The 16099-nt window shown below is 41.3% G+C and carries 14 protein-coding genes; 10 read left to right on the top strand and 4 right to left on the bottom strand.

Features of this window, described 5'->3' with window-relative positions; genetic code table 11:
* Positions 1-241: 241 nt before the first annotated feature.
* Positions 242-910, top strand: a complete 669-nt coding sequence (locus B9T30_RS02680; RefSeq protein ID WP_086183654.1) for a class I SAM-dependent methyltransferase — start codon at positions 242-244, stop codon at positions 908-910.
* Positions 911-935: 25 nt separating this feature from the next.
* On the opposite strand, the gene B9T30_RS02675 is transcribed toward B9T30_RS02680, so the two are convergent.
* A complete protein-coding gene (locus B9T30_RS02675; RefSeq protein ID WP_086183653.1) occupies positions 936-1364 on the bottom strand; it encodes a hypothetical protein in 429 nt (142 codons plus the stop codon).
* A gap of 224 nt (positions 1365-1588) precedes the next feature.
* Positions 1589-2896, bottom strand: coding sequence for an MFS transporter (locus B9T30_RS02670; RefSeq protein ID WP_086183652.1), 1308 nt, complete (start codon positions 2894-2896; stop codon positions 1589-1591).
* Between the two features lie 301 nt (positions 2897-3197).
* Between B9T30_RS02670 and glpD the strand changes: the two genes are divergently transcribed.
* Positions 3198-4712: a glycerol-3-phosphate dehydrogenase gene (glpD, locus tag B9T30_RS02665; RefSeq protein WP_086183651.1), complete on the top strand. Its 1515-nt coding sequence runs from the start codon at positions 3198-3200 to the stop codon at positions 4710-4712.
* A 191-nt stretch (positions 4713-4903) separates the two neighbouring features.
* On the opposite strand, the gene B9T30_RS02660 is transcribed toward glpD, so the two are convergent.
* On the bottom strand, positions 4904-5269 hold the full coding sequence (locus B9T30_RS02660) for a hypothetical protein (RefSeq protein ID WP_086183650.1): 366 nt from the start codon (positions 5267-5269) through the stop codon (positions 4904-4906).
* A 94-nt stretch (positions 5270-5363) separates the two neighbouring features.
* A complete protein-coding gene (locus B9T30_RS02655) occupies positions 5364-7196 on the bottom strand; it encodes a phosphoenolpyruvate carboxykinase (GTP) (RefSeq protein ID WP_086164292.1) in 1833 nt (610 codons plus the stop codon).
* Between the two features lie 416 nt (positions 7197-7612).
* Here B9T30_RS02655 and B9T30_RS02650 point away from each other — a divergent pair, with 416 nt between their 5' ends.
* The 8 genes from B9T30_RS02650 to B9T30_RS02615 all read left to right on the top strand — a co-directional run bounded on the left by B9T30_RS02650 (position 7613) and on the right by B9T30_RS02615 (position 15912).
* Positions 7613-8551, top strand: coding sequence for a diacylglycerol/lipid kinase family protein (locus tag B9T30_RS02650; protein ID WP_086183649.1), 939 nt, complete (start codon positions 7613-7615; stop codon positions 8549-8551).
* Positions 8532-9305, top strand: a complete 774-nt coding sequence (locus B9T30_RS02645) for a metallophosphoesterase family protein (RefSeq protein ID WP_086183648.1) — start codon at positions 8532-8534, stop codon at positions 9303-9305. Before B9T30_RS02650 ends, B9T30_RS02645 begins: the two co-directional genes overlap by 20 nt.
* Positions 9306-9502: 197 nt before the next feature.
* Complete coding sequence (groES, locus tag B9T30_RS02640) at positions 9503-9793, top strand: co-chaperone GroES (RefSeq protein WP_086164289.1); 291 nt, start codon at positions 9503-9505, stop codon at positions 9791-9793.
* Positions 9794-9851: 58 nt separating this feature from the next.
* Complete coding sequence (gene groL / locus B9T30_RS02635) at positions 9852-11486, top strand: chaperonin GroEL (RefSeq protein ID WP_086183647.1); 1635 nt, start codon at positions 9852-9854, stop codon at positions 11484-11486.
* A gap of 571 nt (positions 11487-12057) precedes the next feature.
* Positions 12058-12558: a Dps family protein gene (locus B9T30_RS02630; protein ID WP_086164287.1), complete on the top strand. Its 501-nt coding sequence runs from the start codon at positions 12058-12060 to the stop codon at positions 12556-12558.
* Positions 12559-12765: 207 nt separating this feature from the next.
* Complete coding sequence (locus B9T30_RS02625; RefSeq protein ID WP_086183646.1) at positions 12766-13995, top strand: efflux RND transporter periplasmic adaptor subunit; 1230 nt, start codon at positions 12766-12768, stop codon at positions 13993-13995.
* Positions 13992-15215 (top strand): ABC transporter permease, encoded by a 1224-nt coding sequence (locus B9T30_RS02620; RefSeq protein WP_086183645.1) that lies wholly within the window; start codon positions 13992-13994, stop codon positions 15213-15215. Before B9T30_RS02625 ends, B9T30_RS02620 begins: the two co-directional genes overlap by 4 nt.
* Positions 15208-15912, top strand: coding sequence for an ABC transporter ATP-binding protein (locus B9T30_RS02615; protein WP_086183644.1), 705 nt, complete (start codon positions 15208-15210; stop codon positions 15910-15912). The genes B9T30_RS02620 and B9T30_RS02615 overlap by 8 nt, the downstream gene beginning before the upstream one ends.
* The last annotated feature ends 187 nt before the right edge of the window (positions 15913-16099 follow it).

Genomic DNA, 16099 nt, shown 5'->3' with positions numbered 1-16099 from the left:
TATGAGTCTCGACGGAGTCTTTTCGTTGTAACTATTGATGTAAGAAGCTCGTATGTTACTTTTGTTTCGGCAAAAGTAACCAAAACCATTGCCATCTACAGAACTCGACCTATTTAATCTTTGATTTAATATGTCGCAGAAACATTAATTATTTAATGATGGTCTGCCTCGAACAGCTGTAGATGGCATATCGTGTATCAAATTATCGTTGTAAATTCTAATAAGTTTTCAAGGCTTATCTATGAGCTGTACTTTTCAATTTCCTCAAGCCCCAGAACATTTGCTTAAAGCTTTACATGAAGTGATTCCAAATTGTGAGCTTGTAGCTCAGCAATTGCCTGAGACACCCATTTCACTGTGGTTGATTCCACCTGTATTTCCAACCGATCGCTTGGATGATGAGGTGATTCGTCGTATTTGGAACGATACGCCGTATTGGATCTTCTGTTGGGCTTCAGGGTTGGCAATGGCACAGTGGTTGCTTGCAGAGCCGCATCATGTCAAAGATAAAGTTATTCTGGACTTTGGTGCAGGATCGGGCGTAGTGGCGATTGCAGCGAAAATGGCAGGCGCAAAACGTGTTATCTGTTGTGATATAGATCCCATTAGTTTGGATTCCTGTCGTGCCAATGCAGAATTGAATGCTGTGGAACTCGAATATTTAGATGATCTGTATCAAGCTGAGCAAGTCGATGTGCTCTTGGCTGCGGATGTACTTTATGACCAATGCAATCGTTTTTTCTTAGATGAATTTTTGAAATTTGCACCAGAAGTCTGGGTGGCAGACAGCCGAGTAAAAAACTTTAGTCATCCGAATTATCAAAAATTGGATGAACGTAGTGCCACCACTTGGCCTGATTTGGATGAGTCGAAGGAATTTCGTAATGTCAGTTTCTATAAGACGCTGTAATTAGCGTCTTATAGAATTATTTTACTTAAGAGCAGGTATAACGAACCACGCGCAATGTGCTCGGGCGAGTATTTAGCGCTTGGCGAGTTGCATAATCTTCGCTGTTGTATAGGTCGGGCGTGTTGCTCAAGCCAATACTGGTACGGCTGTTACCAATTTGACGACCCGATTTTTCGAGTTGAGTGGCAGGGTTTACAATTTCATTGATACTTAAAATACTGAGTGTGTATTGTTTATTTGCACCTAGAACTTTTTGGCATGCACGTTGTAATTTCTTTGCATCCATTTGTTGGTTTTGACGACCAGCCAAAGTATAAGCCAGTGTAGCAGTATTATTTGACTGGCTTTCAATTTGATAGCCCACATTGCCATTGTATTGGCGTGGAGTGCTTTGACACGCAGTAAGTCCAAGCGCAATAAAACCTAAGCCAAGCAATTTATAGGTATTGTTCATCTTCAAAAGTTCCAAGCGTTATTATTCTATTGAGTATGCCATAAGCTTATTTTTTTAACGATCTTAGATCGGTCTATATTGCATAAAAAAGCTTTCCAATGCTGAGCTTTTAGAAAGCTTTTTTAGATGATTGTTCAACTAAGTTGCATAGGTTTAGTCATCAGTAATGATGTTGTCCTGCAAAAGAAGATTGGCAAAACAAATCCTTTTAAAAAGCTCCTCAATTAATGTTCTTTAATTTCTGAATGGTGTTTGGTGTCTTTCATAAAAATATAAACAATCAAAGAGATAGAAATTAAAATAGTGACATAAATGAAGTACCAAGACTCATGTCCCGCCTCTTTAAAACTGAGTGCGAAAAACTCTGCTGTTCCCCCAAATAGGGTGTTGGCAAGTGCGTAGGGAAGGGCAACACCTAGTGCACGGATATGAGCAGGAAACATTTCGGCTTTCACCACGGCATTGATGGATGTGTAACCTGTAACAATCACTAGACCTGCTAAGCAAATCCAAAATGCTGACCAATAATCTTGAGTTTGTCCTAACTTGTCAAATAGGAAATAGGTAAATAAAACACCAAGTACACCAAAGCTAATCATGAGTGGTTTTCGACCAATCTTGTCGGATAAAGCGCCTGCGAATGGTTGTAAACACATGAAAATAAAAAGTGCTAAGGTGGTGATTTGCGTAGCTTCAGGTTTGCTAAATCCAGACGTATTCACCAGATATTTTTGCAGATAAGTCGTGTAAGTGTAAAAAGCAACAGTACCACCAGCTGTTAAAAATAAAACTGTAAATGCTTGTCTAGGATAATGTTTAAACAAGGAAAACATGCTGGATTCAGGTTGGTTTTTATCTTGTTGTGCATTTTTAAAAGATTGCGTCTCTAATAGTCCGCGACGAATATAAAAGACCACAATAGCGAGGCAAGCACCGATAAAGAATGGAATTCGCCATCCCCAAGCATGGAGTTGTTCTTCGGTGAGTACAAATTGCAAAATGAGTAAAACGCAGAGGGCGGTAAGCTGCCCTGCAATGAGGGTGACATATTGAAAACTGGAAAAAAAGCCGCGTCTGTTTTTTTCTGCCATTTCACTGAGATAGGTTGCACTTGCACCATATTCTCCACCGACACTTAAGCCTTGAATGAGTCGGGCAACCACTAAAATAATTGGTGAAAATATTCCAATTTGATCATGTGTGGGAGCAATCGAGATCATCAGAGAGCCAATACACATTAGTGTCACAGAAAGGGTCAGACCTGATTTACGTCCTTTTTTATCTGAGTAAATGCCCATAATCCAAGCCCCAATCGGGCGCATTAAAAAGCCAACAGCGAAAATGGCAGCAGCTTGGAGTAATTGTGCGGTTTGACTACCTTTGGGGAAGAATGCATGGGCAAAATATAATGTAAATGCAGCATAGACATACCAGTCATACCATTCAACAAGGTTACCTGCTGAGCCACCCAGAATGGATTTGACCCGTGTTTTCGTGTCTAAATTTGCTTGTGGGACATTTTGTTCAATCATCTGTACAAGTCCATTTTGTTATTCTTTTTAAATGGTAAACCAATTGTTTTAACGACATAAGCATATGGATTTTTAGTTTTGTACAAAAAGTGTGCGGTATTGGTTTTTTAAGCAATCGGTTTAAAGAAAAGGAGAATAAGTTGTTGCTGTAAATGCTTTAAGTCCTGATGTGAAATGGTTATTTTATTTTCCTTAAACTGATAGATGATTTCTCGGTGTCATTTCACTTTAAATAGTGTTAAGTTTCCTAAAATAAGAAGAAGTTTAAGCCCAATTTTTTAATAATATAAGGGAGGTAATCATGCAAGTTAGTCATCCAGTTTATGATGTAGTCGTTGTGGGTGGTGGTATTAATGGCATTGGTATTGCTGTTGACGCTGTAGGGCGTGGCTTGTCTGTATTTTTGTGTGAAAAGGATGATTTAGCCAGTCATACTTCTTCAGCGAGCAGTAAGCTTATTCATGGTGGTTTACGTTATCTTGAGCATAAAGAGTTTCGCTTGGTGCGTGAAGCTTTAGCAGAACGCGAGATTCTGTTGGCCAAAGCCCCCCATATTATTCGTCCTTTGCGTTTTATTATGCCTCATCAGCCCCATTTACGTCCTGCATGGCTGATTCGTACAGGCTTATTTTTTTATGATCATTTGGGTAAAAGAGAAAAATTAGCAGCTTCAACTCATCTTACTTTTGATGCAGCAACAAGCCCTTTAAAAGCAGAAATCACTCAGGGTTTTGAGTATTCTGATTGTGCTGTAGATGATGCGCGATTAGTGGTGTTAAATGCGATACAGGCGCGGGAACGAGGGGCTCATATTGCGACCCAAACCCGATGTACATCGGCTTACCGTGAAAATGGCTTGTGGGTGATTCAGTTAGAAAATATGCAAGGCAGTTATACCGTTCAAGCTAAAGCGTTGGTGAATGCTGCTGGGCCGTGGGTGGCACAATTTATTCAACAGAATTTAAAACAAAAATCCCCTTATGGTCTTCGGCTGATTCAGGGCAGTCATATTGTTGTCCCTAAAATTTATGCAGGGGATAGGGCTTTTATTCTGCAAAATGATGATCATCGGATTGTTTTTGCGATTCCTTATTTAGATCAATACACCCTAATTGGTACAACGGATCATGAATATCAAGGTGATTTAAATAAAGTTGATATTACCCAGCCAGAAATGGACTATTTATTGGATGTTTATAATGATCACTTTAAGCATCAATTAGCTCCTCAGGATATTTTATATACTTATTCAGGGGTGAGGTCTTTATGTGATGATGAGTCTGATAATCCATCAGCGATCACCCGTGATTATACTCTGGCTCTCTCGCAAGAGCAGGATGCGCCTTTGCTTTCGGTGTTTGGGGGGAAACTCACCACTTATAGAAAGTTAGCAGAATCTGCCCTGACACACTTACAGCCTTTTTTCCCAACGATGAAAAAGCCTTGGACAGAAAAGGCTTTATTACCCGGTGCCGAGAACTTGGTTTCAGTTGAGCTTTTAATTCAGCAGCTTGTACAAGCGGTTCAGGATGTACCTTTGCAATTGGCTTCAAGGTGGGCACATGCCTATGGCTCAAGGGTATGGATATTTTTAAACAATATTTCAATGTTACATGAGCTTGGGCAGGATTTTGGGCATGGTTTATATGCGCAAGAAGTGGACTATCTTGTAAATCAAGAATGGGCGATGAAGAGTTCTGATGTTTTGTGGCGTAGAAGTAAATTAGGTCTAGAATTTACTGAAGCTGAGATTCAAGTTTTGGATGAATATTTACTTGAATTGCATAAACGCCGCGCCATGTCTGCTGTAGCTTAATTTTTTTGATTGGATATTTTGAATTGCTGGATAGAAATGGCAATTGTTTTTCCAATTCCATCAGGTTTTTGCGATGTCAGCTTTGAGTGGATAGACGCGAGTGTTGCTATTCATTTTTAAATTTTATTTTGAGCTATAGGTTGTTTATACAAAAAGGTCACCGCAGTGACCTTTTTAGCTGTTTTAAATTATTAAATTTCTGTGCCGCCCAACGCTTTGCAGTCAACGGGGGTATTCCATTTGACAGCAGTGCCGTAAATTACTGGTCGTACAAATCGCCAAGGCCAGAAACCGAATCTTTGGCTGGCTCTATAGTTGATGACAACATCTCCACCTGTTTGATGCACACGCTCAACGAAACGTGGGTAAACCTCTTCAACACTGCCATAAGTGCCTTTGGCGGCAATAACACGCTTAATAGTTTTGTATTGCTCTGGACTTGGCTTACCTTTGATTGCACAAATATGAAGAGCAGGTTGTTCGGTAGTCTCTGGTTTCGCCATGGCTAGACTAGATAAGCCGAGTAAGCAGGCCGTCAGTGTGAATGTTTTTAGCATGAGTTGCCCCTTGTTGTAATAAAGTTTTTTAGATTTTTTTGTAATGTATAATTCTAAAAAAAGGTCGCCGAAGCGACCTTTTTTTCAATTTAGATTAAGCAGATTTTTTAACTGCTTCTAAAAGTTCATTTTGACGTGCTGTTAGAGCAGCAGGTAAACGCTCACCCAGTTTACTGAATAATTCAGTATGGCTTTCAAGCTCTTTGATCCATTGGTCTTTGTCTTGCGCTGTTACGGTGTTGAATTGCTCTTTAGAGAAATCAATACCTTCCCAGTTTAATTGTTCGTAAGTTGGAACTAAACCGATTGGTGTTTCAGTCGCTTCAGCACGACCTTCACAGCGATCAATCATCCACTCAAGAACACGCATGTTCTGACCGAAACCAGGCCATACGAAGTTGCCTTCAGCATCACGACGGAACCAGTTTACGTTAAAGATTTTAGGAAGTTTATTGCCTGCAACTTCAGCTTTAGCTGCAACTTGTTCACCAAGTTCTAACCAGTGAGAGAAGTAATCTGCCATGTTGTAGCCAGCAAATGGAAGCATCGCAAACGGATCACGACGAACAACACCTTGTTGACCAACAGCAGCAGCAGTGGTTTCAGAACCCATTGTTGCTGCTTTATATACGCCATCAACCCAGTCAAACGCTTCAGAAACTAAAGGCACTGTGTCTGCACGACGACCACCGAAGATGAATGCAGAAATTGGAACACCCGCTGGATTTTCCCAGTCAGCGTCAATTGAAGGGCATTGACCCGCAGCAACAGTAAAGCGTGCATTTGGATGTGCTGCTTTTTCTGCGCCAGTGTGTGGTTGACCTTTCCAGTTGGTTAGGTTAGCAGGTGCTTCTTTGGTTAGACCTTCCCACCAAACTTCACCGTTGTCTGTTACCGCAACGTTGGTATAGATTACGTCTTTATGAAGAGTAGCCATACAGTTTGGATTGGTTTTGGTATTTGTACCCGGTGCAACACCGAAGAAACCAGCTTCAGGATTGATTGCATATAAGCGACCGTCTTCACCTGGTTTGATCCAAGCAATATCGTCACCTACAGTTTCAATTTTCCAGCCTTCATAACCTGCTGGTGGAATGAGCATTGCAAAGTTGGTTTTACCACAAGCAGAAGGGAATGCCGCTGCGATGTAATGTTTTTCACCTTGTGGATTAGTCACACCAAGGATCAACATATGTTCAGCTAACCAGCCTTGTTGACGACCCATAGCTGATGCAATACGTAAAGCTAAGCATTTTTTACCCAGCAATGCATTACCGCCGTAACCAGAACCGTAAGACCAAATTTCACGTGTTTCTGGATAATGAACGATGTATTTTTCAGGGTTGCAAGGCCATGCAACGTCTTTTTGATCTGCTTCAAGCGGTGCGCCTACAGTATGTACGCAAGGAACATATTCACCATCAGTACCAAGAACGTCATAAACAGCTTTACCCATGCGAGCCATTTTAGACATGCTGACTGCTACATAAGGAGAATCAGTGAGTTCGATACCGATGTGCGCAATATGAGAACCTAAAGGACCCATAGAGAAAGGAACAACGTACAAAGTACGACCTTTCATCGAGCCATCAAACAAACCGTTTAAGCGGGCACGCATTTCAGCAGGCTCTTCCCAGTTGTTTGTCGCGCCAGCATCTTCTTGTTTTTCTGAACAAATGTAAGTACGGCCTTCAACACGAGCAACGTCAGAAGGATCAGAATTAGCAAGATAAGAACCAGGATGAGTTTCTTGGTTAAGCGCTTGCATAGTGCCGTTAGCGATCATCAAGTTAATATAACGTTGATATTCTTCTTCGCTGCCGTCACACCATTCAATTTTCGCTGGTTTCGTTAATTTTGCAATTTCTTCAACCCATGCAATAAGCTTAGGGTGACGAACGAATTCTGGTGCGTTCACTTGGGTCATGGTGAGGCCTATCTCGAATGTGTACAATTTAACTGTACAAAGTACAATCTGAGTAATGGAATACATCACTCAGATAAAATATGAAAAAAAAGTGGCTGTATTAAAGCATAAAATCATAAAAAAAATAAGACCAAAGACGTGCTGGATTTCTATGGGTGGTTTAGCTCGATTTGTTATAAAAACCATAAAATACAATTGTTTATTGGGTTTTTTTAATTCATATCTCTTTATTTAATGTATTTATGAGTGTTATTTATTTTAATTATGTTTTTAATAATCAGCTACTTATGTGTTACTTCTTTATGAGAATTGTTATTGATTAAATAAATGGTGCTAATTCAATATTTACATAAAGGGGCTTTAAATAATAGCTCAACTGGTTGAAATTAGAACAAAAGCTTTAATTGTGTATAAAAATGTTTAAACAGCACAAACCATTATCCATTATCTATAATGCAAAGTCAGGATTTCACGCTTCAAACCAAGCTGAGTTTTATGAGCAAATCATCAATCGGTTATCTAAGCATGGTTTTGAAATTCAGTCTTTTGAAATCAGTTCAGAGCGTAGTTTTGATCTCTTGATGCAAAAGGTATTGGCACGGCATCGGGATTGCGAACATAAAGGGGTGATTGTTGCGGCAGGGGGCGATGGCACTTTAAATGCCGTCGCTGCAAGCTTAATGGGTTTGGATATTCCGATGGGAATCTTACCTTTAGGTACTTTTAATTATGTTGCTCGGGTACTGAATATTCCACTGGATTTACTTGAAGCCGCAGAAGTGATTGCTACAGGAATGATCCGAAATATTCACGTGGCACAGATTAATGATCATATTTACCTAAACAATGCCAGCTTAGGCTTGTATCCGTTATTTATTCAGAAGCGCGAGCTTTACAATCAGCGTTTTGGTCGATTTCCTTTACATGCGTATACCTCAAGTCTGGATGTGTTAATTCGTGACCGCAAGGAATTGAAGCTTGAAGTTGAAGTGGATGGCAAAAAGTATCCAGTGAAAACACCGCTGATTTTTTTTGGCAATAATCAATTGCAATTGGCGGAAATGAATTTGAAGATTGCCAAATGCGCAGAACTTGGACAGGTTGCTGGGGTGGTGGTCGCTAAAAGTGACAAACTGACCTTATTTAAAATGCTGTGGCAATTGATTCAAGGGAATTTGGAAAAAGCTCCAGATGTCTACAGTTTTGCCGCAGCTGAAGTCAAGGTTCATTCGAAGCGCAACAAGCTGACCGTTGCCATCGATGGAGAAATTGTTGAAATGCAGCCGCCATTAAAAATTACTGTGCGGAAAAATGCGTTAAAAGTCATGGTGCCTTATGATTCTGCACCTGTCTGATTTACATTTTGGCACTGAGAAATCTGCCTGTATAGCTGCGATCAGGCTATTTTGTCTAGAACATGAAATTGAAGCTGTTGTGGTCAGTGGTGATTTAACCCAACGTGCGCGTTATACGCAGTTTTATGATTGTAAACAGTTTTTGGACAGTTTAAAGCTGCCTTATTTGGTCGTGCCGGGGAATCATGATATTCCACTGTATCATTTATGGAATCGGGTCTTCAGTCCATTTACCCGTTATCAGTTGTTTTTTGGCAACATGGAAACCACACTTGAAACAGATCACTTTTTTATTGTGGGTGTGAACAGTATTCGGCGGCGTTATCATACCAAAGGGCATATTTCACTGGAGCAAATTCAGCAGATTGATCAGTCTTTGCAGCATGCACCGCCAAATAAAATTAAATTAATTGTGGCGCATCAGCCTTTTTATACGCCTCCAAATGCTGAACATGGCGTAAAAGATTGTCCAATATTAGGGCGAATGGCGCTGGAAGTGTGGAGTAAAAGTGGTCTAAATGGCTTATTACATGGTCATTTACATCATACTGCTGTCTATGATTTAAATGCGCTTTACCACTTAAATGTGAGTCATTCTGTGTTAGAAATTCATGCAGGAACAGCAACTTCCTATCGCTTACATGGCGGTTTGCCAAACAGTTTTAATGTAATTCATTCTAATTGTGCTATTGCACATTATTATTTTGATAATGCGTTAGGTGATTTTGTTCTGAATGAAAGAAATGCGGATTAAGTCCAGAAATAGCGAGAATTGAATAAAAAAAAGACAAAATCATAAATATTTTTTCATTTTACCCTTGAAGCGTTTTTTTCCATCCCCACAAAAGTGTCATCGAAATTATTTTCTGATAATGACCCACGGAATAATTAAGTCATTATCAATTCACTGTATAAAGACCTGTTCTTACAATCAGGTAGATGGAGTTTCAAATGAGCAACATTCGTCCTTTACATGATAACGTTGTTATTCGCCGTGTTGAAAAGGAAACCAAAACAGCGGGTGGTCTAATCTTAAGCACTTCAGCAGCTGAACAGCCTGCTCAAGGTGAAATCATTGCTGTAGGTAACGGTAAAATTACAGACAATGGCGTGCGTGCTTTAGATGTTAAAGTTGGTGATAATGTATTGTTTGGCGCATATGCGGGAACAAAAGTAAAAGTTGATGGTGAAGAACTTCTTGTAATGAAAGAGTCTGATATTTTAGCGGTTTTAGAAGGCTAATACAGACCTGTTTTATTGAATCAGATTCTTGAAAAATTAAAAATATTTGGAGTAAGTCATGTCAGCTAAAGATGTAAAATTTGGTGATTCAGCGCGCAGCAAAATGATTGCAGGCGTAAACGTACTTGCAGATGCAGTAAAAGTGACTTTAGGTCCTAAAGGTCGTAACGTTGTTATTGATCGTTCTTTTGGTGCGCCGCACATCACTAAAGATGGTGTAACTGTTGCTAAAGAAATTGTTTTAAAAGACAAATTCGAAAACATGGGTGCTCAACTGGTTCGTGAAGTATCTTCAAAAACCAATGACATCGCAGGTGACGGTACAACGACTGCAACTGTATTGGCGCAAGCTATTTTGAATGAAGGTATCAAGTCAGTAACTGCGGGTATGAACCCAATGGACTTGAAACGTGGTATTGACCTTGCTGTTCGTGCAGTGGTTGAAAATATTAAAGCAACCGCTAAACCAGCTTCAGACACGAAAGCCATTGAACAAGTGGGTTCAATCTCTGCAAACTCTGACACCACTGTGGGTAAACTCATTGCACAAGCAATGGAACGCGTGGGTAAAGAAGGCGTGATCACGGTTGAAGAAGGTTCAGGCTTTGAAGATTCGCTTGACGTTGTTGAAGGTATGCAGTTTGACCGTGGTTATATCAGCCCGTATTTTGCAAACAAACAAGAAACCTTAACGGCTGAACTTGAAAATCCGTTCATTTTGCTTGTTGATAAAAAAATCGGCAATATCCGTGAATTGATTGCAGTGTTAGAAGCTGTTGCGAAAACCGGTAAACCGCTGCTTATTATTGCTGAAGATGTTGAAGGCGAAGCGTTAGCAACACTTGTTGTTAATAACATGCGTGGCATTATTAAAGTATGTGCGGTTAAAGCACCTGGTTTTGGTGACCGCCGTAAAGCAATGCTGCAAGATATCGCGATCTTAACTGGTGCAACTGTGATTTCTGAAGAAGTTGGTATGTCTTTAGAAACTGCATCATTACAAGATTTAGGTACAGCGCATAAAGTGACTGTTTCTAAAGAAAATACAGTACTTGTTGATGGTGCAGGTAATGCAGCTCAAATTTCTGAACGTGTTACTCAAATCCGTGCACAAATTGAAGAATCAACGTCAGAATATGACAAAGAAAAACTTCAAGAACGTGTGGCTAAATTAGCAGGCGGTGTTGCAGTCATCAAAATTGGTGCAGCAACAGAAGTTGAAATGAAAGAGAAGAAAGACCGTGTAGACGATGCACTTCATGCAACTCGCGCAGCGGTTGAAGAAGGTGTAGTTGCGGGTGGTGGTGTTGCGTTGGTACGTGCTGCTTCTGCACTTGATGGTTTAGTTGGTATCAATGATGACCAAAATGTTGGTATCAACATTTTACGTCGTGCAATTGAAGCGCCTTTACGTCAAATTGTTGCCAATGCGGGTGATGAACCATCTGTAGTCATCAATGCTGTTAAAAATGGTGAAGGTAACTTCGGTTATAACGCTGCAACAGGTGAATATGGCGATATGCTTGAAATGGGTATTCTTGACCCAGCTAAAGTAACGCGTTCTGCACTTGAGCATGCTGCATCTGTTGCTGCTTTAATGTTAACAACTGAATGCATGATCACTGATATCCCAGAAGACAAAGCTGCTATGCCAGATATGGGCGGCATGGGTGGTATGGGCGGTATGATGTAATCTGCCTTTGAGTAATACTTGTTGTTGTAATTTTTTATAAATATTACTTTTATATCAAGATTACGCACAGTGTGACTCACATTTGTTTTTGTTGTAGAAAAGGTCGCTTAAATGCGACCTTTTTTATGCTTGGATTTCGTGTTATTTCCAACTAATTTAAGGCTTGGATGTATTTCAGTTAATGAACACACTTGGTTCATTTATGCTTTTAAAAGATTTATTCACACAGGTAGGCTTCTATTACGACTATATCTGTGCCTAGAAATAATTTTTAAGCCTATGCTAATGCAGAGGACGTGTTAAAAAAAACAAGCAAAACTGCACATATAGCGGGTGTTAAAATAGAAAAGAAAGTCATTAAAAATCTAGAGCTTGGGGAAACTGTATTTCTGCTGCGATACAGCTTAAGGCAGATCTTGTGATAATAGATTTAATGATTGTAAAGGTTTGCAAAATGCTGTTAGGGGAGTATAACAACAGATATCCTTTGTTCGACAGAACTTATGGTCTTAGTGATGGATTTTAATTTTATATAGAATAAACAAATACTTAAATAATGAGGAATCTTTAAATGGCTAATTCTAAAAAACAATCTAAAACGATGAAAATTGATATTGGCATCTCTCATAATGATCGTGCCAAAATTGTTGAAGGTTTATCCAAACTACTTGCTGATAGCTATACTTTATATTTGATGACCCATAACTTTCACTGGAATGTTACAGGGCCACAATTCAATAGCTTACATAACATGTTTATGAACCAATATACTGAGCAATGGAACGCATTGGATATCATTGCTGAGCGAATTCGTGCTTTAGGTTTTCCGGCTCCTGGGACATATAAACAATTTGTAAAATTAACCGCAATTAAAGAAGTGGAAGGCGTTCCAAAAGCACAGGAAATGGTCAGCTTATTGGTCAATGCTCATGAAACTGTTGCGCGGACTGCTCGAGCTATTTTCCCGATTGTCGATGAAGTAAATGACCAGCCAACAGCCGATATCATCACACAAAGACTTGAAGTACATGAAAAAACAGCATGGATGTTAAGAAGTCTTTTAGAAGAGTAAAAATAGATATATCTCTATTTAATATGTGGATTTTATTTATAAAAGTAACCTAAGCTCAATGGGTTACTGTTAACTTAAAAAATCTGTCTTATTTCTCGTTGAGTGAGTGAGACAGATTTTTGAATGCTCTCTAAAATATATAATTTTACAGAGGCATGGTACTTTTGATTGATGTACTACGCTTTTAATTTGAACTGGAGAAGCTCATTGCGCGCTGCTCGCTATAAATCTGTGGTTATTATTATACTGCTTATGCTCACAGCTGGTTTTGCGGTATTTCATTGGTGGCAGGGGCCGCTGTTGTCGAGCTATACCGTTGCATCGATGCCATTGGTACAAACAGTGGTTGCGACTGGGCGAGTAGTAACGGTGTCACGCACCCAGATTGGCAGTGAAATTACTGGGGTGGTACTTGAGCGGCTTGTGCAAGAAGGCGATCGGGTTTCACGCGGTGATTTGCTGTTGGTACTGAAATCGGATGAGCTGACTGCTCAGGTACGGCAGGCCGAGGCTGCGCTGACCGAGTTGGCGACCAGCAGGCGTCCACAAACTGAAGTGGATTTGGCGAATGCGAAAGTACAGTTTGAACAGGCACGCCGTGAAGCGGAGCGTAGACGCAATTTGACTGAACCTGAAATGTTGTCGGCCGAAGCTAGGGAACAGGCGGAGAAAGCTGAGAAGGTTGCCCGCAATAACGTTGAGTCGGCTCGCTTAAGAGTGGCCGCACTGGCACCCGGTAAAGTTGAGGAAGTTTTGCTCCGTGAGCGTCTTGCTGCGCTACAGGCACAACTTGCTAAAACAAAAGTACGTGCCGAAGTGGCAGGTACAGTGCTGACACGTAATGTAGAGCCAGGCGATCTGGTACAGCCGGGGCGAACTCTGCTTACTATTGCACTTGATGGCAGCACGGAAATTCGTGTGCCGTTCGACGAGCGAAATTTACCACGGCTTGCTTTGCAGCAAAATGCGGCAGTCATTGCCGATGCCTATCCAGATAAACCTTTTCCTGCCCGTATCAATTTTATTGCACCCAGCATTGATCCACAGCGTGGTACGGTGGAGGTTCGGTTGGCGGTTAATCCAGTGCCTGAATTTTTGCGTCAGGATATGACCGTATCGGTGAATATCGAAACGGGCAAGCGAGAGCAAGCGTTGGTTATTCCAAATGATGCTTTAAGTCGTGTGCAAGGAAATAAGGCAGTGGTGCTGTTGCTGCGAGATGGAAAAATACAGCGTCAACAGGTCAATCTAGGTTTACGTGGTTTGGCCATGTCTGAAGTGATGTCAGGTTTAAGTGCAGGTGATCATGTACTGGCTGATGCTGAATCTTCACTAGCGGATGGTACGCGGGTACGCTTAAAGCTGGAAAAAACACCATTTACTCATCATACCAATGACGCAAACAGCAAAAATGAATTGCCGGTGAAATTCGATTGAAAATTTTTTTCGGGCGACTTTGGATCGAGTGGACTATTGCGATCAGTTTTTTGCGCGAGGGGCGTGCGCAGTCCATCATGATTACTGTGGGTGTTGCAGTGGGTGTGGCTGTGATTGTGTTTGTTACGGCTTTAATGCAAGGTTTACAGTCTAATATTATCCAGCGTACCTTAGGCACTCAGGCCCATATCCGTTTGCTGTCACCAGATGATGTGAACCAAATAGTACCACCAGCAGTGGGTACTCTACAGTTGTTGCAGGAAGATAAACGCCCACAGCGCTTGCGCTCTATCAACAATTGGCAGCAAATTACAGCAACTCTAGATCAGTTGCCATTACTGACAGCTGTGTCACCAGTCGTATCTGGGCCTGCCTTTGCCCAGCGTGGTGATGCCTTGGAGTCGGTGGCATTGGTAGGTATAAATATTGAGCGTTATCAGAAAATCATCCCCCTTAAACAGTATCTGATCAGTGGTCAGCTACGTGTGGGAGCCGATGATGTGCTGATTGGCAGCCAATTGGCTGAAGATCTGGGGGTGCAGGTGGGCAATAAGCTGCGACTGGATACTGGTCAGCAGAACAGTGCGGTGGTAAATATTGCCGGTATATTTGAACTGGGGGTACGTGAGCTGGATGCTCGCTATGTCTATCTAGATTTGAAGCAAGCACAATCTTTACTAGGTCTCCCTGGTGGGGTCACGGTCATCGACTTAACCGTCGCAGATATTTTTCAGGCAGAAAATGTGGCTGCGCAGGTCGGACGTCTGACATCGCTGCAAGCTGAAAGCTGGATTAAAACCAATGCGCAATTAATGAATGCGATTTCAGCGCAGAGTTTATCGACCAGTATGATTATTGTTTTTGTGGCTATTTCGGTAGCCTTTGGCATTGCCAGTGTGTTGTCGGTTAGTGTCGTACAGCGCACCCGAGAAATTGGTATTTTGCGTGCGACAGGTGCGACCCGACAGCAAATTTTACGAATTTTTCTCTTTCAGGGTGCGATGTTTGGCTTGCTTGGTTCAGTTCTGGGCAGTGTGGCCAGTTACGCGTTGGTGTGGGTATTTAATAATTTTGGCCCGGGTTTATTTTATATTCCCGTGTCTATCGAGCTGATTATGCTGGCATTATTATTGGCCATACTTACTGGTGTGTTGGCTGCTGCTGTACCAGCACGCCGTGCAGCAGCACTGGATCCAGTGGAGGCGATTCGTCATGTCTGAGTCTGCTGAAGTGTTACGCCTAGAGGCGCTACGCAAGTCTTACAATATTGCTCAACCCAATGAGGTTGAGGTGTTGCATGGCATTGATCTGTGTATTGAACGCCACGACTTTGCTGCACTCATTGGTCCATCTGGCTCTGGTAAAAGTACTTTGTTGAATATTCTTGGCTTACTGGATAAACCCAGTAGCGGTGAGCTTTATCTTTTGGGGCAGGCGACAAGTGGCATGGATGATGCTGGACGCACTGCACTGCGCGGCAACAGTATCGGATTTGTCTTTCAGTTTCACCACCTTATTCAAGCTTTTACGGCTTTGGATAATGTGTTGATGCCATTGATGCTGACAAGAGGCAAACCCGATAAATTTGCGATACAGCAAGCACATGAATTGCTTGCCGCAGTTGGTCTAGAAAAGTTTGCTCATCGTAAACCGAATGAACTCTCGGGTGGTCAGCAACAACGGGTCGCGATTGCCAGAGCACTTATCACTGAGCCAGCATTGCTTCTAGCCGATGAACCTACAGGTAATCTGGATACCCAGACGGCTGCTGAGGTTTTTGAGTTATTCCGTAAAGTGAATCGTGAGCGAGACTGTGCAGTACTGCTGGTTACGCATGATCCACGTCTGTCAGCAAACTGTGATCGAACCATTAATTTGGTTGATGGGCGTATTGAAAGTGATTCGAAAAATAATTAACGCAGATTTATCCATTTAACCGTCAGCATATTTAGAGCAATCAAGAATGAGCACTTTATTGTCATTTATATAATGGTTTATTTTTAAACTAAACTATATAGCCAAGCATAATTTAAGTGCTGCAAAGCATTTCCAATGCATCTCAAAGCGCAATATCTTGAGATAACAGTCTGCTTGTTTTTTGTTT

It is taken from the genome of Acinetobacter sp. ANC 4973, assembly GCF_002135275.1.
Classification (GTDB): domain Bacteria; phylum Pseudomonadota; class Gammaproteobacteria; order Pseudomonadales; family Moraxellaceae; genus Acinetobacter; species Acinetobacter kyonggiensis.
The sequence above is the reverse complement of the archived record's forward strand: the minus strand, read 5'-3'. Positions and strand labels throughout refer to the sequence as shown.